The sequence below is a fragment of the Methylobacterium sp. C1 genome (assembly GCF_001854385.1).
Taxonomy (GTDB): Bacteria; Pseudomonadota; Alphaproteobacteria; order Rhizobiales; family Beijerinckiaceae; genus Methylobacterium; species Methylobacterium radiotolerans.
Genome location: NZ_CP017640.1, coordinates 903,546 through 925,991, shown reverse-complemented (window position 1 = coordinate 925,991; position 22,446 = coordinate 903,546). Strand labels below are relative to the sequence as shown.

Below are 22,446 nucleotides of genomic sequence, written 5' to 3'. Positions count from 1 at the left end.
CATACCGGTACGCGAGCCCGTCTTTACCAGAGAGAGTTTTCCTATGTCAGGCCCCACGGCCTCGCAGGTCGGCATCGAGCCGGACCGGGCGGGGCACACGCGTGCCGACCAGCTTTCCCAGCAGGAGCGGCAGCGCCTCGACAACCAGCTGTGCTTCGCGGTCTACGCCGCCGCTCACGCCTTCGGCCGCGCCTACCGCAACCTTCTCGGGCGCCACGAACTGACGTATCCGCAATACCTCGTCCTGCTGGTTTTGTGGGAGCAGGACGGATTGTCGGTCAAGGAGATCGGGAACCGCCTGTTCCTGGACTCGGGGACGCTGACACCGCTCCTGAAGCGCCTGGAAGCCTCCGGGCGGGTGCGCCGCGCCCGCGACCGGGTCGACGAGCGTCAGGTCAGTATCTTCCTCACCGCCGCCGGCGAGGCCTTGCGCGATGAGCTCGCCTGCCTTCCCGACGAGGCGGGCGGCATGACCGGCCTCGATATCCAGGGCCGCAAGGATCTGCTTCACGATCTCGTCACCCTCAGGCTGAGCCTGCAGGCCGGGCTCATGCCTGATTGAGGCCGGCGCGCCTGGGCCGGGAGCGGCCGGGTGGCCGCTCCCGTCTGCGCGCGAGCCTGCGCCTCAGGACTGCGCCTCAGGACTGCGTCTTGAGGTAGGCGATGACGTCGTTGATCTTCTTGTCGTCGGGGTAGCCCTGGAAGATCATCTTGGTGCCGGGCACCTTCGCCTTCGGGTTCTTCAGCCACTCGTGCAGGTTGGCCTCGTCCCAGGTGATGCCCGAGTTCTTCAGGGCGGCCGAGTAGTTGTAGCCCTCGTAGGTGCCCGCCTTGCGGCCGACGACGCCCTTCAGGTCGGGGCCCACGCCGTTCTTCTGGAAGTTGTGGCACGCCTTGCAGGGGGCGAACGCCTTCTCGCCGGCGGCGGCGTCACCGGCCTCCTGGGCCTGCGCGGCGAGGGGCATGACGACGGCAAGGACGGCGCCGAAAACGAGTGAACGCATGGATTTCCTCCTGTTGGCCGCCGCTGCGGCAGCGATGCGGGCAGAGCGTGGCTGCCTGGAACAGCTCTAAATGAATCTGCCCGGCGGGCGCAACGGCCTAGTCTGGGATGGCCGTCGGCCACGGGCCGATCTGCGGCCGTTCCAGGTCGCCGCTTCCCTCAACACCGCGTGATCGGATTGGCTCCGCGGGACGGCCGCGGCGTCGCTCTCTCAGGCCCCGTGATAGGTCCGGTACCAGTCGACGAAGTGCCCGATCCCCGTCTTCAGCGGTGTGGCGGGCCGGAAGCCGGCATCCCGCACGAGATCGTCGATGTCGGCGTAGGTCGCGGGAACGTCGCCGGGCTGCATCGGCAGAAGGATCTTCTCTGCTTTCCGGCCCAGCGCGTCCTCGAGGAGGGTGATCATCTCCAGGAGTGCCACCGGCTCGTTGTTGCCGATGTTGTAGATCCGGTAGGGCGCGGAGCTCGTTCCGGGATCCGGCGCCGCGCCGCTCCACGCGGGGTCCGGCGCGGCCGGCCGTTCCGCCAGCGCCTGGATCCCCGCGACGATGTCGTCGATGTAGGTGAAGTCCCGGAGCATCCGCCCCTCGTTGAACACGCGGATCGGCTCGCCCGCCAGGATGGCGCGGGTGAACAGGTACAGCGCCATGTCCGGCCGACCCCAGGGACCGTAGACGGTGAAGAAGCGCAGACCCGTGGTCGGCAGGCCGTAGAGGTGGCTGTAGCTGTGCGCCATCAGCTCGTTCGCCTTCTTGGTCGCGGCGTAGAGGCTGAGCGGATGGTCGACGTTCTGGTGCACCGAGAACGGCATCGCCGTGACGCCGCCGTAGACGGAACTGGAGGAGGCGTAGAGCAGGTGTCCCACACCGCCGTGGCGGCAGGCCTCGAGGATGTTCAGGAAGCCGACGAGGTTGCTCGCCGCGTAGGCGTGCGGATCGGTGAGCGAGTAGCGGACGCCGGCTTGGGCGGCGAGATGGATCACCGTGCGGAACGCGTGGCGGCGGAACAGCGCGTCGAGCCCGTCGCGGTCGGCGAGGTCGAGGCGCGCGAAGCTGTAGCCCGGGAAGCCCGCGAGGCGCTGCAGACGGGCTTCCTTGAGCCGCACGTCGTAGTAGGCGTTGACGCTGTCCAGGCCGACCACCGGCCGCCCGGCCTCCAGGAGGCGCAGGGCGAGCTGGTTCCCGATGAAGCCGGCGACGCCGGTGATCAAAACAGGTGGCAGGGACATGCGCGCGGACCGACGGGCTGACTGGCCGCCCCGGGATCGAGCCGCCCCGGGATCGAGCTGTAGCATGGGGTCGGTACGCGAGAAATCGGTCCGCTGCCGTGGACCTGCTCATGCCCCGCGCGGCTTGTCGCGCGGGCGCGTGACCCGTTAGGCTCGCGGCTGCCGTGCAGCCCGACCCCAGACCGCTCCCCGACAGCCTGACGCGCCTGCTCGCCGCGCCGAAGCCGCGCCCGGTCCGGGCGCGTCCGAAGCCTTCGCGGCAAGACGGTGCGCTACGGGCGCGGGAGCCGCACTCCGCGCACGCCGCACTCGAGACGGCGATCCTCCGCGGGTTCGTGTTCGGTCTCACGGGCCTCGTCTGGCTCGTCGTGCTGGCGCTGTCGGTCCGGCACATCGCGCACTGAGGACGGCCGTGGCCCTCGCGCGGGGCTGTGGATATCGGTAGTGCGCCGGTTCGCCCGCGTCTTCATCAGTACGCGAACGGCCAAGTTCGCTATTGAGGCGGCCAGACCGGGGGCGGCTCGACGGCGAGGATGGGACGATGTCTCTGACGGGGCGTTTCTGGTTCCGGAAGACCTGGACGGGACGGCTGGTACTCCTGGTCGAGGAGGAGCGCCCTCGCTGGTTCGGCCGCGGGGCCGGCAAGCCGCGCTGGCGCAACGCCAAGCTCCTCGACTTCGCCGAGCCCGAATTGCGGCCGCTGATGGCGATGGAGAAGCAGCACCGCGCGGGCGGCGTCACCGGCCAGGTCCGGTCGCTCCGCCCGGTCCCGTCCGCGCCGGAGGCGCGGGCCGCGAACGGCTGAGGGCCGACGGGGCGGGTTGCGCCGAGGGCTGGTCCGGCGCGCGGCCGTCACCACCTGTAGCGGGTCGCTCCGCTCCAAGTGGCGCCCCCGCAACCGGTGAAGGCCATGCCGCGCTACTTCTTCCACACGCAGATCGGCGAGGACGTCATCTCCGATCCGACCGGGATCGAGCTGCGGGATCCGGACGCGGCCTGGGAGGCGGCGCGGGAGACGATCCGCGCCGCCCTGCGCCACCCGCAGGATCAGGCCCGGCTGATGAGCGCGTGCCTCGTGGTCACGGACGCCGACGGCGAGGTCGTGCTGGAATTCCCGTTCAGCGAGGCCGTGGCGCTGCCCGCGGACGGGACCCCGACGCGTCACTGAGATCGACGACGCGCGCGTTCCGCGCCCTACATCGCGCCGCAGCCAACCGGAACGGAGCTGCGCCCGCATGGATACGCCACCGAACGACCTCGATGCCCGCGCCCTCGGCCGGGCCGCGCCCGCCAAGGGGCTGGCCCGGGAAGCCTGCCCCTACGCGGAGGGGACGGAGGCGTGCACGCTCTGGTTGTCCGGCTACGACGAGGCGATGGCTGAGGGCGAGACGCCCGTCTCCGGCGGTCTCGCCAAGCACCCGGTCGACGGATCGTCCCGCTGATGGACGCCCGGACCGCACCGCATCCCGGCGCGCATCATCCCGCCCTCGACCGCAAGTCGGTCGGGGCCGTCGTCCTGGGCAACGCCCTCGAGTTCTACGATTTCACCGTCTACGCCTTCTTCGCCAAGCCGATCGGCGAGGCCTTCTTCCCGGCGAACGACCCGACCCACAGCCTGCTGGCATCGCTCGCCCTGTTCGGCATCGGCTACGTCATGCGGCCCATCGGCGGCGTGCTGATCGGCGCTTTCGCGGACCGGGCCGGCCGCAAGCCCGCGATGCTGATCACCATCGCGCTGATGGCGGTCGGCATGGTCCTGCTGGCCGCCTGCCCCTCCTACGCGACGATCGGCGGCTGGGCGCAGGTCATCGTCATTGCCGGCCGCCTCGTGCAGGGTCTCGCCCTCGGCGGCGAGGTCGGCCCCTCGACGGCCTTCCTGCTGGAAGCCGCGCCCCCGGACCGGCGCGGCTTCGTGACGAGCTGGCAGATCGCGAGCCAGGGCTGCGCGGCCCTGTTCGCCGGGATCGTCGCGACCGCCCTGGCGCTCGCGGTCGGCGATCAGGCGATGGCGCAGTGGGGCTGGCGGCTGATGTTCGCCCTCGGCCTGTGCGTCGTGCCGGTCGGCCTCGTCATCCGCAGTCACCTGCCCGAGACGGCCGGCGCCGGGGAGGATCCGCACGCGGCGGCCTCGACGACGGCGGTGGTCGGCCGGCTCCTGCGCGAGCACGGCCGCCTGCTGGGCCTGACCTTCCTGGTCATCGCGGCCTCGACCGTGTCGAACGCGGTCGGCACCAACATGCCGGTCTTCGCCGGCGCAACCCTCGGCCTGAGCGAGACAGCCGCCACGGCGGTGCCGATCGCGCTCGGGCTCGCCTCGGTGATCTTCCCGCTGCTCGGCGGCTGGCTGGCCGACCGGTACGGGCGGCGACCGGTGATGATCTGGCCGCGGGCGCTGATCCTGATCCTGGCGATCCCGGCCTTCGCCTGGGTGGTGCGGGCGCCGAGCGCCGCCAGCGTCTACGCGGTCACCTTCCTGCTCTCGGCCCTGTCGTCCATCAACGCCGCGGCGGTGATCGTCGGCATCCCCGAGGCCCTGCCCCGGGCTGTGCGCAGCGCCGGATTGTCGATCGTCTACGCGGTCTCCGTCTCGGTGTTCGGCGGCAGCACCAACTACGTGGTGAACTGGCTGATCGCCGCGACCGGCGACCGGCTCGCGCCGGCCTACTACCTCGCCGCGTTCAGCCTCGTCGGGACGATCGCGGCTGTCCTGCTGCCCGAGACGCGCGGGCGCGACCTCGACGCCGAGTCCGAGGCGTGATCGGCGGGTTCGGGCCATCGCGGATTATGTATGCATGGATCGCATCGCGGCGCCCCATCCATGCGTCCGACGCGGAGCCCGCGCCCCGGGTATGTGCGCTCGCGCACGGATCTCGCCGCGGAGGAGCCGGATGCCGTGTTCAACGCTAGGTAGGCAGGCGCGGCGGGCCTAGACCGGCGCGATGCCCACGCCCTCAGAGACGCGCCGCCCGCTGGTCCTCGCCGCGGTGATGGCGGCGATGTTCATGATCGCCATCGAGGCGACGATCGTCTCGACGGCGATGCCGCAGATCGCCGGCCAGCTCGGCGACCTCCACCTCTACGCCTGGGTGTTCGCCTCCTTCCTGCTGACCCAGACGGCCACCACGGTGGTGTTCGGCAAGCTCTCGGATCTGTACGGGCGTCGGCCGGTGCTGCTGTTCGGCATCGCGGTTTTTCTGGCGGGCTCACTCCTGTGCGGGCTCGCGTGGTCGATGCCCTCGCTGATCCTGTTCCGCCTCATCCAGGGCGTCGGCGCCGGGGCGATCCAGCCGGTGAGCCTGACCGTCGTCGGCGACCTGTACGCGGCGCGGGAACGCGGCCGGGTCCAGGGCTATCTCGCCAGCGTCTGGGGCATCTCCTCGGTGGCCGGCCCGCTGGTCGGCGGCCTGATCATCGGTCACCTGAGCTGGCCCTGGATCTTCTGGATCAACCTGCCGGTCGGCGTGATCGCGGCCGGCCTGTTCCTGCGCTTCCTCCACGAGGGCGTCGAGCGCCGCCCTCGCCAGATCGACGCGATCGGCGCGGCCCTGTTCACCGCCGCCATCGCGGCGCTGATGATCGCGCTGACCGAGGCGGGCGAGTCGGCCGAGGCCGCCCTGTGGCCGGCGCTGGCCTTCGTGGTGGCCGCGCTCCTGTTCGTCGTCCAGGAGCGGCGCGCGCCGGACCCGATGCTCGACATCCGCCTGTGGATGCAGCGCCCCATCGCCACCGCCAACACCGCGACGCTCCTCTCCGGCATGACGGTGATCGGGCTCACGGCGTTCCTGCCGATGTACGTGCAGGGCGTGCTGCGGCAATCGCCCCTGATCGCCGGCCTGACCCTGACCCTGATGGTGCTCGGCTGGCCGATCGGCGCCACCACGGCGGCGCGCAGCTTCGTCCGGTTCGGCCTGCGCCCCATCCTGCTGGTCGGCGCGACGCTCCTGCCCCTCGGCGCGGTCGCCTTCGTGGCGCTCGGAACGGACACCTCCCCGGTGGTGGCGGCCTGCGGCTCGGTCGTGATGGGGCTCGGCATGGGCTTCCTGTCCACCGCCGCCATCGTGATCATCCAGGACAGCGTCGCCTGGGCGCAGCGCGGGGCGGCGACGGCCTCGAACATCTTCTCGCGCAACCTCGGCTCGACGCTCGGCGCGACCGTCCTCGGGGCCGTGCTGAATTACCGGCTCGCCAATCCGTCGAGCGGCCCGGCGGTGAATTCCGATCAGCTCCGCCGCCTGCTCGACGATCCGGCAAGCCTCGGGGCCGGCGGGGAGGCGATCCGGGGCGGCCTGCAGCACGCGCTGCACGGCACGTTCTGGACGGTGTTCGCCGTGGCGGTGCTGACCCTGCTCCTGTCGCTGCTGGTCCCGCCGGTGGCGATCTCCGACCGGCCGCGCGAGCTCGCCGTGGAGTAGGCGGCGGAACCTTCCGATAGGACAGACGGCGCCGCTGTCGCGGCCAGCCCGGCTCGGGACGCGCACGAGCCCGTCTCCACAGCGGCCCTTTGACTGTCCCGCCGGAGCCCCCTAGCGTCCGGCCATGCCCCTCGTGCCGCCCCCGCGCCCCGCAGCCCAGCCCGCGGCGGACATCCCGCCGACCAGCGTGCTCAACGCGAACCAGCCGGAATGGTCGGTGGGCGAGCTCGCGGGCGCCCTGAAGCGCACCCTCGAGGACGCCTTCGGGCACGTCCGCCTGCGCGGCGAGATCTCGGGGTATCGCGGCCAGCACGGCTCGGGCCACGCCTACTTCTCCCTGAAGGACGGGCAGGCGCGGATCGACGCGGTGGTCTGGAAGGGCGTGTTCGGACGACTTCGCCAGAGACCTCAGGAGGGTCTGGAAGTCGTCGCCACCGGCCGTATCACGACCTTCGCGGGCAAGTCCTCGTACCAGATCGTCATCGAGAGCCTGGAGCCTGCCGGGCTCGGCGCCTGGATGGCGCTCCTGGAGGAGCGCAAGAAGCAGCTCGCCGCCGAGGGTCTCTTCGCCCCGGACCACAAGCGGCCGATCCCCTACCTGCCGCGGGTGGTCGGCGTCGTCACCTCGCCGACCGGCGCGGTGATCCGCGACATCCTCCACCGGCTGGAGGACCGCTTCCCCCGGCCGGTCCTGGTCTGGCCGGTGCGGGTTCAGGGCGACGGCGCGGCCGAGGAGGTCGCGGCCGCGATCCGCGGCTTCAACGCCCTCCCGGCCGAGGGCCCGATCCCGCGCCCGGACGTGCTCATCGTGGCCCGCGGCGGCGGCTCCATCGAGGATCTCTGGGCCTTCAACGAGGAGTGCGTCGTCCGCGCCGCCTTCGCGAGCGCGATCCCGCTGATCTCGGCGGTGGGGCACGAGACCGACACCACGCTGATCGACTACGTCTCGGATCGCCGCGCGCCGACCCCGACGGGCGCCGCCGAGATGGCGGTGCCGGTCCGCGCCGACCTGATCGCCACGGTGGCGGACCTGGCGGCCCGCGGCAGGGGAGCGGTCGGGCGCCGGATCGACCGCGACCGCTCCGACCTGCGCGCTCTCGGGCGCGCCTTGCCGAGCGCCGACGCCCTGCTGGCGGCCAAGCGCCAGCGGCTCGACCTCGCCGAGGCGCGCCTCGCCCCGGCGCTCGCGGCGGGCGCGAGCCGCCACCGCGCGCGGCTCCAGCTCCTGCTCGACCGGATGGCCCGGCGCTCGCCCGACGTGGCCCTCGCCAACGCACGCGCGCGGCTGGCGCGGATCGACCACCGGCCGCTCCACGCCCTGCGCAACGATGTCCAGCGCAAGGGCGAGGCCCTGATCCAGCTCGGGCGACGCCTCGTCGTCGCGCGCGAGGCCAGCCTGGAACGGGCCCGGGCGCTGCAGGCGCGCCGTACCGACCGGCTGCTCGCCCTGTCGGAGCGCCTCGCCCAGGCGGGTGCGCGCGGCATCGAGCGGCGCCGCGACCGGCTCGACGGTCTCGCGGGCCTGCTCGGCTCCCTGAGCTACCGCGCGGTGCTCGACCGGGGCTACGTGCTGGTGCGCGACGCCGCGGGGCTCCCCGTCCGCCGCGCGGCGGCGGCGGCGGCGGCGCAGCGTCTCAGCCTGCAATTCGCCGACGGGACCGTGACGGCCGTGCCCGACGGGACGGACGATCCGTCCCTGCCGGTCGATCCGTCCCGGCCGGCGAAGCCCGGACGTCGCGGCGGCGCGGCCGCACCGGCGGCGCCGGGCAAGCGGACCGGCACGCGCCCTGCCGCGACGCGGCAGGGATCGCTGTTCGACGCCTGAGACGACGGCCGGGGCCGGATGAAGGAACTGGGCCGAGCCCCCCACCGCGTCTCAGCTAGGCTCCGGGCCGACCCGATAGTGATAGCGGTACAACTCGTGCTCGAAGCCGAGGGTGCGGTAGAGCGCCCGTGCCGGCGTGTTCGCGGCGACGACCTGCAGGCAGGCGGCCCGGGCGCCCTCCGCCCGGCCCCAGCGCAGCAGCGCGCCGACCGCGCGCCGGGCATGGCCGCGGCCCCGCAGGGGTTCGGGCGTCGCCACCGCCTCGATGACCATCAGCTCGCGATCGAGCACCCCGAAGGCGATGGCGCCGATGCCGCCCTCGGCCGCGGCGGCCGCGAAGGCCCGCGGCAGGGCCAGGGCGTTGACGGTGTCGCGGAACACCTGCGCGGCCGCGGCATCGGCGCGGTTCACCGCGTCGCGCAGGGCCAGCCAGTCCGGCCGCGGCGCCGCGGCGACTGCCACCGTTGGATCGGGCGCGGTCGGCACGTCGTCGAGGGCGCGGATCAGCGTGCAGGTCTCGTCGACTACGGTGTAATCGCCGCCGGCGAGGAGCGGCTCCATCTGCGGCGCAATCGCCGGCACGCGGAAGATCGGGCGCTGTCCCAGGCGTCCGTAGATCGCGCGCGCGGCCTCGACGGCCGGTCCGGGCGCGCCGCTGCCGCGCATGGGGTTCACGGAATTCTGCCGCTTCGAGCGGCCTCCGGCGGCGCGCAGCAGATAACCGTGCACTAGGAGCTCGCGCGGGCTCGGCCAAGCGTTGAGGCAGGCCTCCTCCACGCGCCAGGCCTGTTCGAGATCCGCCATCGCCGCCTCCTCCGACCCTCCTGATCGCACGCGGTCACGACTGGGCCAACGGGTCCGGGACAAGACTTCGCGCATGCGGCGTCGCGTACGCTTGAAGCATTGTGGCGCCGCGCGATGTCTCGGCGATGTCTGAACCCGAAGTCCTGTTCTGCCTGCACTTCCTGGGCGGAAGTGCCCGAAGTTGGGAGCGTCTCGCGCGCGCCCTCGACGGGATGCCGTTGACTTGCGTGCCGGTAGACTTGCCGGGATTCGGCGACGCCGCGGACACGCCGGGCTATTCCGTCGCCGCGATGGCCGATCACGTGGCCGAGGCCATCCGCGCGCGGGCACCGGCGCGGTTCGGAATCGCCGGGCACAGCATGGGGGCCAAGGTGGCCCTGGCGCTCGCGCGCCGGGCCGAGGATGGCGAGGCGGGACTGACGGGCCTCACCGACCTCATCCTGGTCTCCGGCTCGCCGCCGAGCCCGGAGCCGATCCCGGAGGACCGGCGTGCCGAGATGCTCGCCTGGATCGACGCGGACCCCGAGACTCGGCGCCGCGAGGCCGAGGCCTTCGTGCGCGCCAACGTGGGCGACGGCCTGGATCCGGAGACCGAGGCGCGGGCGGTGGCCGACGTCCTGCGGGCCGAGCCCGCCGCCTGGAAGGCGTGGCTCGAGGAGGGCGCGAACGAGGATTGGTGCCGCCGCATCGGGATCCTGCGCACCCCGGCGCTGATCCTGGCCGGTTCCGAGGATGCCGACCTCGGGCCGGACGCGCAGCGGGCCCTCACGGTGCCCCATCTCGCGCACCATCACCTCGTCACCGTCGACGGCGTCGGCCACCTCCTGCCGCTGGAGCGACCCGCCGCCCTGGCCGACCACCTGCGCGCCCATCTCGGCGACCGGCCACGCCGGTCCGTGGAGGCCGGCCCGGCGGTCCCGCCGGACTACGCGGCGCTGATCGCCTCCGAACGGGTGAACAGCCGCCTGCGCGGCACCCTGGCGGCGCGCGTCGCGCCGGACGATCCCGCCTATCAACCGGCGGCCCTCGACGCGGTGGAGCTCGCGATCCTGCGGGCCGCCCTCGCCCGCGCGATGCCGGTTCCGCACCTCGATCTGGCCGCCCGCCTCGACCGGCGGCTGGCATCCGGCGACGGCGATGGCTGGCGCTTCGCGGCGCTGCCGCCGGACGCGGAGGCCTACCGCGCCGCCCTGCGCACCCTCGACGCCGCCGCCCGCGTCGCCCGGGACCGCCCCTTCGTCGCCCTCGACGCGGCCGAGCAGGACGGGCTGCTCACCCTGTGCGAGCGCGCGGGGCTGAAGGTTCCGGAGAGCCTCGGTGGACGCCTCGACGCCGACCGGATGCGGTTCTGGTTCGAGGATCTCCGTGCCGACGCGGTCCGTCTCTGGCTCGGCCACCCGGCAGCGCTGGCGCGGATCGGCTTCTCGGGCATCGGTGCCGGCGGCGACCGGCCGGGCGAGATCGCCGACGACCTGCCGGGCTTCCGCGCCGTCGGGCTCGACGCGCCGGAACCCTGGGAGCCACGGGCGCTGCGGACGGAGGCGGGACGATGAACCTCGCGGGGATGCGGACCTACCGCGCGGACGAGGTCGTCGACGCGGTCGTGGTGGGGACCGGCGCGGGCGGCGCGCCGCTCCTCGCGCGCCTCGCCGCTTCGGGGCTGAAGGTCGTGGCCCTGGAGGCCGGACCGAACTTCACGCCGGAGCGCTTCGCCTTCGACGAGACGCTCGCGGACGAGATCTACTGGACCGAGGAGCGGCTGAGCGGCGGCTCGACTCCGGAAGCCTTCGGGGCGAACAACAGCGGCACCGGCGTCGGCGGCTCGACGCTGCACTGGGGCGCCTTCGTGCCCCGGGCCGACGCCCGCGACCTGCGTCTGCACACGGAGTCGGGGGAAGGTGTCGACTGGCCGCTGACCTACGAGGACCTGCTCCCGTTCTACGAGCGGGTCGAAAGGTTCCTCGGCGTCTCGGGCGCGCAGAGCTACCCGTGGGATGCCGACCGCCGCTATCCCCTGCCCCCGGTCCCGCGCAACGGTCCGGCGCAGATCATGGCCCGGGCCTGCGAGGCCCGCGGCATCCGTTGGGCGGACGCGCCCGCCGCCGTGGTCTCGCGGGACTTCCAGTCCGAGGACGGACCGCGCCGCAACGCCTGCATCAATTGCGGCTTCTGCCACCAGGGCTGCCGCACGGGCGCCAAGGCCAGCATGGACGTGACCTACCTGCCCTACGCGGTCGCCCGCGGCGCCGAGATCCGGGCCGAGGCCTTCGTCCACGGCCTGGAGCGCGGCGCCGACGGCCGGATCACCGGCGTGGTCTACCGGCAGGACGGCGCGGAGCGGCGGCAGCGCTGCGGCGCGGTCTTCCTCTGCGCCGGGGCCGTGGAGACGCCGCGCCTGTTGCTCCATCTCGGGCTCGCCAATTCCAGCGGCCAGATCGGGCGCAACTACATGGGCCACGTGGCGACGCAGGTCTGGGGTACCTTCGACCACGAGGTGCGCATGAACCGGGGCTACCCGTCCTCGCTGATCACCGAGGACTTCGTCCGCGCCGGCGCCGACTTCGCGGGCGGCTACCTGATCCAGAGCCTCGGCGTGGTGCCGGTGACCTTCGGCAACTCGGCGGCGCGGGGGCGTGGCCTGTGGGGGCAGCCGCTCCTCGACTACCTCGACCGCTACAACCACCTCGCCGGCATCGGCATCAACGGCGAGACGCTGCCCTGCGACGCCAACGTGCTGACCCTCGCCGACGAGACCGACGCGCACGGGATGCGCAAGGCCCAGATCAGCTTCGGCTACAGCACCAATGAGAACCGCCTCAACGCGCACGCCACGAAGGTCATGCGCGGACTCTGGGAGGAGGCGGGGGCGGACGACATCTGGGTGCTGGAGCGCGTCGCCCACACCCTCGGAACCTGTCGGATGGGCCGCGACGGCTCGAGCGCCGTGGTCGACCCGCACGGCCGCAGCTTCGATATCGACAATCTGTGGATCTGCGACGGCTCGACCTTCCCGAGTTCGCTCGCGGCGAACCCGGCCCTGACCATCATGGCGCTCAGCCTGCGCAGCGCGGAGGCGTTCCTGGCCGGCGGCCCCTGAGTCGGCTCAGCCCGCGGCGACGCGCAGGTCCGCGAGCCCGCGCCGCTGGCGACCCGCCCCGTCGAAGTTCGACGGGTCCAGCCACGCCGCGAAGCCGGCGCGGACCCGCGGCCACTCGGCGTCGGTGATGGAGAACCACGCCGTGTCGCGGGAGCGGCGCTTCACCACCACGGCGTTGCGGAAGATGCCCTCGAAGGTGAAGCCGAGCCGCAGCGCCGCCGCCCGGGACGGGGCGTTGAGGCTGTCGCATTTCCACTCGTAGCGTCGGTAGCCGAGCTCGTCGAAGGCCCGCATCATCATCAGCGCCATGGCCTCCGTGGCGGCGGGCGCCCGCTGCAGCCGCGGGCCGAAGTGGAGGTGGCCGACCTCGATCACGCCGTTGCCGGGATCGATCCGGAGATACGAGGCGATCCCGAGGGCGTCGCCGCTCGCGGGATCCAGGATCGCGTGGAACAGCGGGTCCTCGCTCGCCTGCTGCGTCGCCAGGCGCGCCCGATAAGCCTCCGCGCTCTCCGGCATCTCGTCGCCGAGATAGGTCCAGCCGCGCGTGTCGGGGGCGGCGCTGTAGGTGGCGTAGAGCGCGTCCGCGTGCGCCGCGGCGTCGAGGGGTACCAGCCGGCAGAACCGGCCCTCCATCGGCGCGCGGGGCGGACGCGGGCGCGGGCTCCAGTCCGGCAAGGCCGGGCCAATGGGCTGGCCGAAGCCGTTGAGGCGCGCGCTCACAGCCCGCTCCGCTCGGCGACTAGCCCGGCGAGACCCGCCTCGCCCTCGGCGCGCAGCCCCGCGATGACCCCGTGTCGGTCGGCCTCGGGCCTGTTCTGGCTCATCTTCCACTTCCCCTCGATCCGCGTGATCGGAATCTCGATGCCGAGGATCCCCCGGACCTGCGCGGCCACGAAGGGCGCCGGCGCGTCCGCGACCGCCCACGGCTCGGCCCGGGGCGCCTCACGCAGAGCGGTGAGGTCGGCGATCTGGCGCCCGAGCCAGTCCGCATCCTCGATCACCCGCGGCCGGCCCCAGGCGTGGACGGTGGCGTAGTTCCAGGTCGGGACCACCCGGCCGTGCTCGCTCTTGCTCGCGTACCAGCTCGGCGTGACGTAGCCCTGAGGCCCCTGGAACACGACCAGGCACTCTTCCGCCGCGGCGAGATCCTGACCCTGCGGGTTGGCGCGGGCGAGGTGCGCCCGCAGCACCCCGTGGGGACCGGCATCGTCCAGCAGGAACGGGATCGGGTTGGCCGTCAGGCCACCCGCCCCGGCGGTCACCAGCAGGCCGAGCGGGTTGGCGCGGATCAGCGCGTGCTGCGCGGCGCGGGAATCGTCCCGGAAATGCGGCGGCTGGTACATGGGCCTGTCCTGCGGCGGTCGTGCGGACCCGTGCTTGACCGTTCGGCGGTCCAGGCGAAAGGTCCAATTCTCGAACTGCGACTGGACCAATTTGCTGCATGGCCCGGGCTCCCCTGCCCCTGACGCTGACCCTCGACGCCGCGGCCGCGGCGCCACTGCACGCCCAGCTCCGGGAGGCTCTGCGCGCGGCGATCCTCGAACGCCGGCTGCCGCGCGGGGCCCGGCTCCCGGCCTCGCGGGTCCTGGCCGCCGACCTCGGCTGCGCGCGCGGCACCGTCGTCCTGGCGCTGGAGCAGCTGACCGCCGAGGGCTACCTGACGGCGCGGCCGGGCTCCGCGACGCGCGTCGCCGCGACCTTGCCGGACGACGCGCTGCCGGCGCCCGGTCCGCTCCGGCGGCCGGGCACCGAGCCGGCCCCGAACCTGTCCCGGCGGGGCACCCGCCTCGTGGCCGCGCCGCCGCGGCGCTACATGGCGGGTCCGGCGGTGCCCGACGCTTTCGCCCTCGGCCGGCCGGCCCAGGACGCCTTTCCGTTCGAGGTCTGGGGCCGCCTGCTCCAGGCCGAATGGCGCCACGGCCCGACCGAGCGGCCGGACCCGCGCGGCTCGCCGGCCCTGCGCGGCGCCATCGCCGCCTATCTGGGCCAAGCGCGCGGCGTCGCCTGCGAGGCCGACGACGTCATCGTCACCGCGGGCATCCGCCAGAGCCTGCGCCTGCTCGCCGAGCTGCTCCTGGATCCCGGCGAGGCCGCCCTGGTCGAGGAGCCCGGCTTCCCCGGCATCGCGCAGGCCCTCGCCAGCGCGGGCCTGAACCCGATCCCTGTCCCGGTCGGTCCCGGGGGCCTGTCGGTGACCCCGGCCGCCGCGCGGACGCCCGGCGCGCGGCTCGCGGTGGTGACGCCGGCCCACCATTACCCCCTCGGGCACGCCATGAGCCTGGAGAACCGCCTCGACCTCCTGGCCTGGGCCGAGGCGGTCTCGGGCTGGGTCGTGGAGGACGATTACGACGGCGCCTACCGCTATGCCGGGCGCCCGCTCGCGCCCCTGCGCACCCTCGATCGCGGCGGCCGGGTGATCTACGTCGGCAGCTTCTCGAAGCTGCTGCTGCCCGCCCTCGGCCTGAGCTACCTCGTGCTGCCCCGCGGCCTCGTGGCACCCGTCAATCAGGCGCTGGCCGAGACGGGCCCCGCCCCGCCCGGGATCGGCCAGTGGGCGCTGGCGCGCTTCATCGAGGACGGACACCTCGCCGGTCATCTCCGGCGGACCCGCCGCCTCTACGCCCTGCGCCAGGAGGCGCTGATCGAGGCCGCGTGCCGCCACGCCGGGGACGTCGCGGCGGTCGCCGCCATGGAGGGCGGGATGCACGTCATCGCCCGGCCGGGGCCGGCCTGGGGCCCGGCCCTGAGCGACGTGGCCGCCGCGGCGGCGCTCGGGCGCGCGGGGATCTCGGCGGTCGCGCTCTCGGCCTACCACGCCGGGCCGGCGGAGCCGGGCCTGCTCCTCGGCTACGCCGCCGTGCCGGAGCGGGCGATCGAGCCGGCCGTGCGGCGCTTGGCGGAGACCCTGCGCGGTGCGCCGGATCCCCGTCCGAACGGCCACCCTCGAGACGCGCTCAGTGCACGATCGCGCCCGTCTCCATGAACCGGTTCAGCCGCTCGATCAGCGGCGCGACCATCACCCGCTCGAGCTGCGGCAGCAATCCGCGCCGCGCGTGGGCCACGTTGGCCTCGGCCTGTTCCCGGGCGAGGCGATGCCAGTGTGCCCGGTCGTCCCGGCACGCGGCCCAGGCGCGCTCGATCGACCGGAACACGAGCGGCAGGCGCTCGGCCGGGTCGGGCACGAGGTCGTAATGGTGGTCGATCAGGCCGCCGAAGGTCTGGAAGCCCAGCTCGGACAGCCGCTCCACGGCGCGCGGCGCGCCCACCGTCACGAAGGGCAGGCCCGTCGCCGCCGCCTTGAGGGACTTCTCGGTGATCCGCTCGACGCCCGGCTCGAAGAAGTCGGTCTCCGAGATGACCGTGAGGTCGCACGCCGCGTAGGCGCGGGTGTCCAGGGTCATGACCATGTCGGTGCCCTGATCGGCATCGATCCGCCGCGCCCGGCGCGGGATCCAGCTGCCGACATCGGCGAGCAGCGGCCCGAAGGCCGCCTCGATCTCCGGCGGCGCGTGGAAGACGTTGATGCCGCCGGCCTTCGGGTTGTCCTCGCCGATGCCGTGGAAGGAGATCAGCCCGTCCCGGTCCAGCCCGCTGAGCTGGAACCAGCGGTAGAGCAGCACCCGGTGCCAGCGCAGGGCCGCGTTCTGGCAGAGGAACCGGGCCGGGCCGGCGGCGCGGGCGAAGGGCGCGTAGCCGGTGCGGTCGAGGGGATGCTGGGGGAAGAGCCGCGGACCCGCGGCGTCGTCCAGCCAGAGGGCGACCTGGAGCGGGAAGAACTCGAAGATCCAGAACCGCAGGCCCTCGCCGTAGAGGCGCTCGTAGTCGAGCCGCAGCAGCCGGTTCTGCGTGACCAGGATCACCCGCTCGCGCGGGATCGCGCGTTCTTCGAGGTTCCGGTGCAGTGCCTCGAAGGTCGGCGCGTGCAGGCCCGGCCCCTCGTTCGAGAGGTCGAGGAGCAGCGCGGCGCGCCCGGCGCGGAGGTTCTCGGCATCCCCCGGTTCGAGGAGGTCGAGGCGCCCGTTCGCCTCCGGGAAGCCGAGGCGCACGAAATCGAGGACCGGCAGGCAGAGGACGTGGTTCGCCGGGCCGGGTTGGGCGGTGACGGTGACCCGCTTGCCCAGCCAGCCGAGGGCCGCCGGCAGGAAGTGCCCGGCCTCGCCCCGGGGAACGAGCAGGATCTCGGACGGGACTGGCCCGGATAGGACTTGGCTCATCGTGACGCCCGCGCGGCCGGTTCGGACGCGGTCCGCCGCCGCGGGACCGCGCCGAGCCGGATAATGCCTCGGCGCGGGGGCGTCGAGGTCAGGCCGGGACCGGCTCGGCGGCGCGCACCGGGGTCGGCCCGGCCCGGTAGGCCGCCGAGGCCTCCTCGGTCCGCCAGCAGGCGACGCGGTGGCCGGGCGCGATCTCGGCGACCGGCGGCATCTCGCGGCGGCAGCGCTCCTCGGCCAGGAAGCAGCGCGGCGCGAACGGGCAGCCCGGCGGGCGGTTCGCGAGATCCGGCGGGCTGCCCGGGATGGTCTCGAGCCGCGAGCCCTTGGCGAGCGCCCCTTCCGCCCGGCTGCGCAGCAGGCCGATCGTGTAGGGGTGGTGCGGGTTCAGCACCACCTGATGCGCCGTGCCGGTCTCGACGATCTTGCCCGCGTACATCACGGCGATCCGGTCGGCGACCTCCACGGCCGCGCCGAGGTCGTGGGTGACGATCACGATCGACAGGCCGAGGTCGCGCTGCAGCTCGCGCAGGAGCAGCAGCACCTGGATCTGCACCGTGGCGTCGAGCGCCGTCGTCGGCTCGTCGGCGAGCAGCACCTGCGGCCGGCAGGCCAGCGCGAGCGCGATCATGGCCCGCTGGCGCATGCCGCCCGACATCTCGTGCGGGTAGTTGTCGAGGCGCCGCTCCGGGCTCGGGATCCGCACCCGCTCGAACAGGGCGAGCGCCCGCTTGCGGGCCTCGTCCTTGGAGATCGTCTCGTGCCGCAGGATCGCCTCGGTGATCTGCCGGCCGACCGTGTAGACCGGGTCGAAGGCGAGCAGCGGCTCCTGGAAGATCATCGAGACGTCGCCGCCGCGGAAATCGGCGAGCTGGCGCCGGGTCAGCGCCTGCACGTCCTTGCCGGCGGCCCGGATGCCGCCCTCGATCCGGCTGCGCCCCTCCGGGAACAGCCGCAGGATCGCCCGCAGGGTCACGCTCTTGCCGGAGCCGGATTCGCCGATGAGCGCCAGCGCCTGACCGCGCTCCAGGGTCAGGTCGACGCCGTCGACGACCTGGACCTTGCCGAAGGCGACGCGCAGGTCCTTCAGGGCGACCGCGGGTTCTGAACCGGACATCGGGGTGCTCATGCTGCCAGCGCGCCCGCGGGGGCCGCGGAGTGGCCCGAGCCGGGCTGCCGGGCGAGGCAGGCGACGCGGTGCAGCGGCCGGATCGTGTCGAGGGGCGGCTCCGTCCGGCCGCAGACGTCCTCCGCCAGGGCGCAGCGCGGGTGGAAGCGGCAGCCCGCGGGCGGGTCGATCGGGTTCGGCGGGTCGCCCGCGAGCAGCGCCGCCTGGGTGCGGTTGTCGGGATCGAGCGACGGCATCGAGGCGAGCAGCGCCTCGGTGTAGGGGTGCGCCGGCGCGTCCAGTACCGTGTCGGACGGGCCGATCTCGGAGACCCGGCCGAGATACATCACCATGACCCGGTCGGAGATGAAGCGCACGACGTTGAGGTCGTGGCTGATGAAGATGTAGGTCAGGCCGAACTCGGCCTTGAGGTCGAGGAGCAGGTTCAGGACCTGCGCCTCCACCGACTTGTCCAGCGCCGAGACCGCCTCGTCGAGGAGCACCAGCCGCGGCTCCAGGGCGAGGGATCGGGCGATGTTCACCCGCTGGCGCTGGCCGCCGGAGATCTCGTGCGGGTAGCGGCCGGCGAAGCGCTTCGGCTCCAGGCCGACCCGGGCGAGCAGCCCGCGGGCGCGCTCCACCGCCTCCCGGGCGGGCACGCCGTTGACCTTCGGGCCGAAGGCGATCGACTGCTCGACGGTCATGCGCGGGTTGAGCGACGCGTAGCTGTCCTGGAACACCATCTGGGCCTGGCGGCGGTAGGACCGCCAGGGCATGGCGCGCTCGCCGACCGCTTGGCCGTCGTACAGCAGCGTGCCGGAATCGCGCTCGATGAGGCCCATCAGCAGCTTGGCGGTGGTCGACTTCCCGCAGCCGGACTCGCCGACGATGCCGAGCGTCTCGCCCTTCAGGACGTCGAAGTCGACGCCGTCGACCGCGCGGACCACCTGGCGCTTGCCGCCGGCCTTGCGGACCGGGAAGTGCTTCACGAGGCCCGAGACCGAGAGGAGCGGCTGGGCGGGTCCGCCGCGGTCGCGGGCGAACGGGTCGGGGGCGTCCGGGATGACGCTCACTGGCGAATCTCCATGGCGGACCGGAGGCCGTCCGAGAACAGGTTGAAGGCGATCGAGACGATGAAGATGCAGACGCCCGGGAGGGCGGCCACGACCGGGTTGACGTAGATCGCCGTGCGCAGGGTGTTGAGCATCAGGCCCCATTCGGGCTCGGGCGGCCGCACGCCGAGGCCGAGGAAGGACAGGCCGGAGGCCAGGATCATCGACACCGAGATCAGGCTGGTCGCGTAGACGAAGATCGGCCCGACGACGTTGCCGAGCACCTGCACGCGCATGATCGTCAGGGCCGAGGCGCCCGACAGCTTGGCGGCGTCGATGTAGTCGCGCTTGCGGATGCCCGTGGTGACGCTCTCGGCGACGCGGGCGATCTGGGGCACGAACACGCAGGTCAGCGACACGATCGAGTTGAAGATGCCGGCGCCGAGCGCGCCGGACAGCGCGATCGCCAGCAGCACCGACGGGAAGGCGAAGAACACGTCGATGGTGCGCATCAGGATCGTGTTGGTCCAGCCGCCGACGTAGCCGGCGAGGATCCCGATCCCGGAGCCGATCACGAAGGCGATCAGCACCGGGGTGACGCCGATGAACAGCGACAGCCGCGAGCCCAGCATCAGCCGGCTGATCATGTCGCGGCCGAGCTCGTCCGAGCCCAGCCAGTAGGTGGCGTCGCCCACGTGCTTGAGGCGGCGCAGCATGGAGCCCTTGTAGGGGTCCATGGGCGTGATCCAGGGCGACAGGATCGCGATCAGCACGACGATCAGGATCACGGCGCCCGCGCCCATGGCGACGGGGTCGCGCACGAGCCGGTGGCCGACATGGCCCCAGAAGCCCCGCGACGGGGCGAAGGCGGCCTCGGGCCCGTGGGCCACGTCCTCGGCGGCGAGCACGCCGCCGTCGAGGGCGACGGAGGCCGCGGTGACGGGAGCGGTCATCATCGGGCTCCGGCTCAGGCGCGCTCGATGCGCGGGTCGAGGGCGGTCTGCATCACGTCCACCAGCAGGTTGAGGACCACGAAGAACATCGCCAGCACGAGGATCGAGCCCTGGAGCAGGGGCAGGTCGCGCTGGAAGATCGCGGCGTTGAGGAGGAAGCCGGTGCCGGGCCACGCGAACACGGTCTCGACCAGGATCGAGCCGCCCAGCAGGTAGCCGAGCTGCAGGCCCATGATGGCGAGCGCCGTCGGGGCGGCGTTGCGCACGACGTGGCGGAACACGCCGCGCTCGTCCATGCCTTTGGCGCGCAGGGCCTCGACGAAGTCCTGGGACAGGATGTCGGCCACGAGCGCCCGGACCGTGCGGGCGATGATGCCCATGGGGATCACCGACATCGTGATCGCCGGCAGGATCAGGTAGCGCAGGTGCTCGAAGTCGGGGCGCCAGTTGCTGGAGCCGTCGGGCCCGGCCCCGGTGGGCGGCAGCCAGCCGAGATTGGCCGAGAACACGATCACCAGGACCATGCCGAGCCAGTAATGCGGCACGCTCACGCCGAAGACCGACACGGCGGAGGCCGCGCGGTCGGCCACCGAGTTGCGGTGATAGCCCGCCACGAAGCCGAACAGGGTGCCGAAGGTGAAGCCGATCACGGTCGCCACGGAGGCGAGGATCAGCGAGTTCACCACGGCGCGGCTGACCTCGCCGAGCACCGGCCGGCCGGTGGCGATGGAGGTGCCGAGATCGCCGTGCAGCACGTGCCAGAGCCAGATCAGGTACTGGACCGGCAGGGGCTTATCGAAGCCGTAGGCGGCCCGCATCTCGTCGATGGTGGCCTGGGTGGCGTCGGCGGGCAGGACCGCGCTGAGGGGATCCCCCGGCGCGAGGTGGACGAGGAGGAAGCAGACGACGCTGACCCCGAACGCCACGGGCGTCACGTAGACCAGCCGTTTGAGGATGTAGAGCAGCATTCAAGGCCCTGTTGTCACGCCCGACCGTAAGGGCTCTCCTCCCCGCGCGAGGGAGGAGAGCCGCGTCTCGCTACCGCCCCGCGGTCGCCATCGTGATCTTCGAGAAATCTTGGAACCAGTTCTGCGCCTGGACGAAGCCCTTCACCTTGGGGCTCATCGCCCGCGGATTGACGTCGTGCGTGATCATGACGAACAGCGCGTCGTCGACGTACTTCTCGTGGACCTTTTCCAGGACTTTCGTCTGCTCGGCCTTGTCGAAGGTGTTGCGGACCTGATCGAACAGCTTGTCCATCGCCGGGTCGCAGTAATAGCCCCAGTTCGTGCCGTTCGGCGGAGCGAAATTGCACTGCAGGTGGCGGATGAAGCCGGTGAACGGGTCCTGGATGAAGTAGGAATAGTTGATCGCCGAGACGCCGCGGGAGATGTCGGCCTTGGCGCCGGCCCGCCAGATATTGATGAGGGTGTTCCACTCCACGACCTCGTAGTCGACCTGGATCCCCACGTCGGCGAGGTTCTGCTGGACGAACTCGTTCATCGGAAGCGGCTGCATCTGGCCCGAGCCGGAGGCCGAGATCGCGACCTTGATCTTCAGGGGCTTGGCCGGGCTGTAGCCGGCCTCGGCCAGCAGCTTCTTGGCGGCCTCCGGATCGTACTTGATGTCGAAGGTCGGGTGGCCGAACCACTGGTGGCCGGGCGGCATGAAGCCCTTGGCCGGGATGGCGAGGCCGCCGAGCAGCTCCTTCAGGCCCTCGCGGTCGATGGCGAGGTTCGCCGCCTTGCGGACGCGGATGTCGTTCCAGGGCGAGCCCTCGACCCGCGACAGATGCCACGTCCAGTTGTGCGGGTAGGCGTTGGTGACGATGGTGAAGCCGGCGCTCTTGAGCGAGGCCACGGCATCCGGCGCGGGCGCCTCGATCCAGTCCACCTGACCGGAGCGCAGGGCCGCGGTCCGGGCATTGGCCTCCGGCAGCGGGATCAGCACGAGCTTGTCGAGCTTCGGGACGCGGTCCTTGTCCCAGTACTCCTTGAACGGGACCATCTCGGCGCGCTCGCGCGGGGCGAACAGGGTCAGCTTCCACGGGCCGGTGCCCGAGGGCTGCTTGGCGAAGGCGTCCCAGGACTTGCCGAGCTTCTCCCACTGGGCCGGCGACGACATCATGATCCAGGCGATCTGGTAGGGCAGCGTCGCGTCGGGGGCCTTGGTGGTGATCTCGACGGTCAGCGGGTCGACCGCGCGGTAGCTCGCGACCGCCGGGATGCGGGTCTTGCCCTGCGCGGACTGGCGCGGGTCGTATTGCGGCGCGTCGGCCTTCAGGAGCTTGTCGAGGTTCCAGACCACCGCGTCGGCGGTGAAGTCCGAGCCGTCGTGGAATTTCACGCCCGGCCGGAGCTTGAAGGTCCACTTGGTCTTGTCGGCGGCGTCGACGCCCCAGCTCGTGGCGAGGCCGGGCACGAGGTCGGAGGCCAGCTCGGCGCTCGACAGGTCCCAATTGATGAGCCCGTCATAGACCGTGTAGCCCATGAACCGCATGCCCTCGCCGCCGTTGTCGGTCTGGCCGGTGGTCAGCGGGATGTCGGAGGCGGTCATGCCGATCCGCAGCGTCCCCTGCGCGAGGGCAGCGGTGCTCGCGGAGAGCGCCAGGGCGCCGGCCAGCGCCGCACGGGCGCCGAGTTTTCTCAGACGGGACAGCATCTTGGGTCGGGTACTCGCGTTGGTCCGCGCCAGACGGCACGGAATACGCTCGACCTTATGCAAGCCCGCGGCCACACGCCCCGCCGCGG

The 22,446-nt window shown here is 72.6% G+C and carries 22 protein-coding genes; 11 read left to right on the top strand and 11 right to left on the bottom strand.

The genetic code is table 11. From position 1 onward, the window contains the following. The first annotated feature begins 43 nt into the window (after nt 1-43). Nucleotides 44-562, top strand: coding sequence for a MarR family transcriptional regulator (locus tag BKE41_RS04300; protein WP_012317683.1), 519 nt, complete (start codon nt 44-46; stop codon nt 560-562). Between the two features lie 76 nt (nt 563-638). On the opposite strand, the gene BKE41_RS04295 is transcribed toward BKE41_RS04300, so the two are convergent. After that, complete coding sequence (locus BKE41_RS04295) at nt 639-1,004, bottom strand: cytochrome c family protein (protein ID WP_024831013.1); 366 nt, start codon at nt 1,002-1,004, stop codon at nt 639-641. Nucleotides 1,005-1,214: 210 nt separating this feature from the next. Continuing rightward, a complete protein-coding gene (locus BKE41_RS04290) occupies nt 1,215-2,231 on the bottom strand; it encodes an NAD-dependent epimerase (RefSeq protein WP_024831014.1) in 1,017 nt (338 codons plus the stop codon). Nucleotides 2,232-2,395: 164 nt separating this feature from the next. Between BKE41_RS04290 and BKE41_RS04285 the strand changes: the two genes are divergently transcribed. The 7 genes from BKE41_RS04285 to xseA all read left to right on the top strand — a co-directional run bounded on the left by BKE41_RS04285 (nt 2,396) and on the right by xseA (nt 8,468). After that, nucleotides 2,396-2,635, top strand: a complete 240-nt coding sequence (locus tag BKE41_RS04285; protein ID WP_024831015.1) for a hypothetical protein — start codon at nt 2,396-2,398, stop codon at nt 2,633-2,635. A 137-nt stretch (nt 2,636-2,772) separates the two neighbouring features. Continuing rightward, complete coding sequence (locus BKE41_RS04280) at nt 2,773-3,036, top strand: hypothetical protein (protein ID WP_024831016.1); 264 nt, start codon at nt 2,773-2,775, stop codon at nt 3,034-3,036. Between the two features lie 105 nt (nt 3,037-3,141). Continuing rightward, nucleotides 3,142-3,399, top strand: coding sequence for a hypothetical protein (locus tag BKE41_RS04275; RefSeq protein WP_070998587.1), 258 nt, complete (start codon nt 3,142-3,144; stop codon nt 3,397-3,399). Nucleotides 3,400-3,466: 67 nt separating this feature from the next. Continuing rightward, entirely contained in the window at nt 3,467-3,673 is a 207-nt protein-coding gene (locus BKE41_RS04270; RefSeq protein WP_070998585.1) for an Rmf/CrpP family protein, read from the top strand. Continuing rightward, nucleotides 3,673-4,989, top strand: a complete 1,317-nt coding sequence (locus tag BKE41_RS04265) for an MFS transporter (RefSeq protein ID WP_070998584.1) — start codon at nt 3,673-3,675, stop codon at nt 4,987-4,989. The genes BKE41_RS04270 and BKE41_RS04265 overlap by 1 nt, the downstream gene beginning before the upstream one ends. A 181-nt stretch (nt 4,990-5,170) precedes the next feature. Next, nucleotides 5,171-6,643, top strand: a complete 1,473-nt coding sequence (locus tag BKE41_RS04260; RefSeq protein WP_012317675.1) for an MDR family MFS transporter — start codon at nt 5,171-5,173, stop codon at nt 6,641-6,643. 124 nt (nt 6,644-6,767) lie between these two features. Continuing rightward, nucleotides 6,768-8,468 (top strand): exodeoxyribonuclease VII large subunit, encoded by a 1,701-nt coding sequence (xseA, locus tag BKE41_RS04255; RefSeq protein ID WP_059409047.1) that lies wholly within the window; start codon nt 6,768-6,770, stop codon nt 8,466-8,468. 51 nt (nt 8,469-8,519) lie between these two features. Here the strand turns inward: xseA and BKE41_RS04250 are convergent, their stop codons facing one another. Beyond that, nucleotides 8,520-9,272: a GNAT family N-acetyltransferase gene (locus BKE41_RS04250; protein WP_070998582.1), complete on the bottom strand. Its 753-nt coding sequence runs from the start codon at nt 9,270-9,272 to the stop codon at nt 8,520-8,522. Between the two features lie 125 nt (nt 9,273-9,397). Here BKE41_RS04250 and BKE41_RS04245 point away from each other — a divergent pair, with 125 nt between their 5' ends. Next, a complete protein-coding gene (locus BKE41_RS04245) occupies nt 9,398-10,825 on the top strand; it encodes an alpha/beta hydrolase (protein WP_071000630.1) in 1,428 nt (475 codons plus the stop codon). Further along, entirely contained in the window at nt 10,822-12,369 is a 1,548-nt protein-coding gene (locus tag BKE41_RS04240; protein ID WP_012317671.1) for a GMC family oxidoreductase, read from the top strand. Before BKE41_RS04245 ends, BKE41_RS04240 begins: the two co-directional genes overlap by 4 nt. Nucleotides 12,370-12,375: 6 nt before the next feature. Here BKE41_RS04240 and BKE41_RS04235 read toward each other — a convergent pair whose 3' ends face one another. Next, on the bottom strand, nt 12,376-13,092 hold the full coding sequence (locus BKE41_RS04235) for a GNAT family protein (RefSeq protein ID WP_070998580.1): 717 nt from the start codon (nt 13,090-13,092) through the stop codon (nt 12,376-12,378). Beyond that, nucleotides 13,089-13,715, bottom strand: a complete 627-nt coding sequence (locus tag BKE41_RS04230) for an FMN-binding negative transcriptional regulator (RefSeq protein ID WP_012317669.1) — start codon at nt 13,713-13,715, stop codon at nt 13,089-13,091. The genes BKE41_RS04235 and BKE41_RS04230 overlap by 4 nt, the downstream gene beginning before the upstream one ends. 98 nt (nt 13,716-13,813) lie before the next feature. Between BKE41_RS04230 and BKE41_RS04225 the strand changes: the two genes are divergently transcribed. After that, a complete protein-coding gene (locus BKE41_RS04225; RefSeq protein ID WP_070998578.1) occupies nt 13,814-15,355 on the top strand; it encodes a PLP-dependent aminotransferase family protein in 1,542 nt (513 codons plus the stop codon). Here the strand turns inward: BKE41_RS04225 and BKE41_RS04220 are convergent. The 6 genes from BKE41_RS04220 to BKE41_RS04195 form a co-directional block, all read right to left on the bottom strand. After that, entirely contained in the window at nt 15,327-16,586 is a 1,260-nt protein-coding gene (locus tag BKE41_RS04220; RefSeq protein ID WP_070998576.1) for a hypothetical protein, read from the bottom strand. The two genes, BKE41_RS04225 and BKE41_RS04220, sit on opposite strands and share 29 nt — an antisense overlap. Before the next feature lie 88 nt (nt 16,587-16,674). Beyond that, nucleotides 16,675-17,700: an ABC transporter ATP-binding protein gene (locus tag BKE41_RS04215; protein ID WP_107088342.1), complete on the bottom strand. Its 1,026-nt coding sequence runs from the start codon at nt 17,698-17,700 to the stop codon at nt 16,675-16,677. Between the two features lie 8 nt (nt 17,701-17,708). Then, a complete protein-coding gene (locus tag BKE41_RS04210; RefSeq protein WP_012317665.1) occupies nt 17,709-18,764 on the bottom strand; it encodes an ABC transporter ATP-binding protein in 1,056 nt (351 codons plus the stop codon). Further along, a complete protein-coding gene (locus BKE41_RS04205) occupies nt 18,761-19,696 on the bottom strand; it encodes an ABC transporter permease (RefSeq protein ID WP_012317664.1) in 936 nt (311 codons plus the stop codon). The genes BKE41_RS04210 and BKE41_RS04205 overlap by 4 nt, the downstream gene beginning before the upstream one ends. Nucleotides 19,697-19,710: 14 nt before the next feature. After that, the gene (locus tag BKE41_RS04200) at nt 19,711-20,664 is read right to left on the bottom strand and encodes an ABC transporter permease (RefSeq protein WP_012317663.1); all 954 of its coding nucleotides are present in this window, start codon (nt 20,662-20,664) and stop codon (nt 19,711-19,713) included. 70 nt (nt 20,665-20,734) lie between these two features. After that, nucleotides 20,735-22,357, bottom strand: a complete 1,623-nt coding sequence (locus BKE41_RS04195; protein WP_012317662.1) for an ABC transporter substrate-binding protein — start codon at nt 22,355-22,357, stop codon at nt 20,735-20,737. Nucleotides 22,358-22,446: the final 89 nt, after the last annotated feature.

Excerpts from the sequence above, each read along its gene's own strand:
- BKE41_RS04300 (WP_012317683.1), top strand. The coding sequence starts at position 44 with ATGTCAGGCCCCACGGCCTCGCAGGTCGGCATCGAGCCGGACCGGGCG.
- BKE41_RS04295 (WP_024831013.1), bottom strand. The coding sequence starts at position 1,004 with ATGCGTTCACTCGTTTTCGGCGCCGTCCTTGCCGTCGTCATGCCCCTC.
- BKE41_RS04290 (WP_024831014.1), bottom strand. The coding sequence starts at position 2,231 with ATGTCCCTGCCACCTGTTTTGATCACCGGCGTCGCCGGCTTCATCGGG.
- BKE41_RS04280 (WP_024831016.1), top strand. The coding sequence starts at position 2,773 with ATGTCTCTGACGGGGCGTTTCTGGTTCCGGAAGACCTGGACGGGACGG.
- BKE41_RS04275 (WP_070998587.1), top strand. The coding sequence starts at position 3,142 with ATGCCGCGCTACTTCTTCCACACGCAGATCGGCGAGGACGTCATCTCC.
- BKE41_RS04270 (WP_070998585.1), top strand. The coding sequence starts at position 3,467 with ATGGATACGCCACCGAACGACCTCGATGCCCGCGCCCTCGGCCGGGCC.
- BKE41_RS04265 (WP_070998584.1), top strand. The coding sequence starts at position 3,673 with ATGGACGCCCGGACCGCACCGCATCCCGGCGCGCATCATCCCGCCCTC.
- BKE41_RS04260 (WP_012317675.1), top strand. The coding sequence starts at position 5,171 with ATGCCCACGCCCTCAGAGACGCGCCGCCCGCTGGTCCTCGCCGCGGTG.
- xseA (WP_059409047.1), top strand. The coding sequence starts at position 6,768 with ATGCCCCTCGTGCCGCCCCCGCGCCCCGCAGCCCAGCCCGCGGCGGAC.
- BKE41_RS04250 (WP_070998582.1), bottom strand. The coding sequence starts at position 9,272 with ATGGCGGATCTCGAACAGGCCTGGCGCGTGGAGGAGGCCTGCCTCAAC.
- BKE41_RS04245 (WP_071000630.1), top strand. The coding sequence starts at position 9,398 with ATGTCTGAACCCGAAGTCCTGTTCTGCCTGCACTTCCTGGGCGGAAGT.
- BKE41_RS04240 (WP_012317671.1), top strand. The coding sequence starts at position 10,822 with ATGAACCTCGCGGGGATGCGGACCTACCGCGCGGACGAGGTCGTCGAC.
- BKE41_RS04230 (WP_012317669.1), bottom strand. The coding sequence starts at position 13,715 with ATGTACCAGCCGCCGCATTTCCGGGACGATTCCCGCGCCGCGCAGCAC.
- BKE41_RS04225 (WP_070998578.1), top strand. The coding sequence starts at position 13,814 with ATGGCCCGGGCTCCCCTGCCCCTGACGCTGACCCTCGACGCCGCGGCC.
- BKE41_RS04220 (WP_070998576.1), bottom strand. The coding sequence starts at position 16,586 with ATGAGCCAAGTCCTATCCGGGCCAGTCCCGTCCGAGATCCTGCTCGTT.
- BKE41_RS04215 (WP_107088342.1), bottom strand. The coding sequence starts at position 17,700 with ATGTCCGGTTCAGAACCCGCGGTCGCCCTGAAGGACCTGCGCGTCGCC.
- BKE41_RS04205 (WP_012317664.1), bottom strand. The coding sequence starts at position 19,696 with ATGACCGCTCCCGTCACCGCGGCCTCCGTCGCCCTCGACGGCGGCGTG.
- BKE41_RS04200 (WP_012317663.1), bottom strand. The coding sequence starts at position 20,664 with ATGCTGCTCTACATCCTCAAACGGCTGGTCTACGTGACGCCCGTGGCG.
- BKE41_RS04195 (WP_012317662.1), bottom strand. The coding sequence starts at position 22,357 with ATGCTGTCCCGTCTGAGAAAACTCGGCGCCCGTGCGGCGCTGGCCGGC.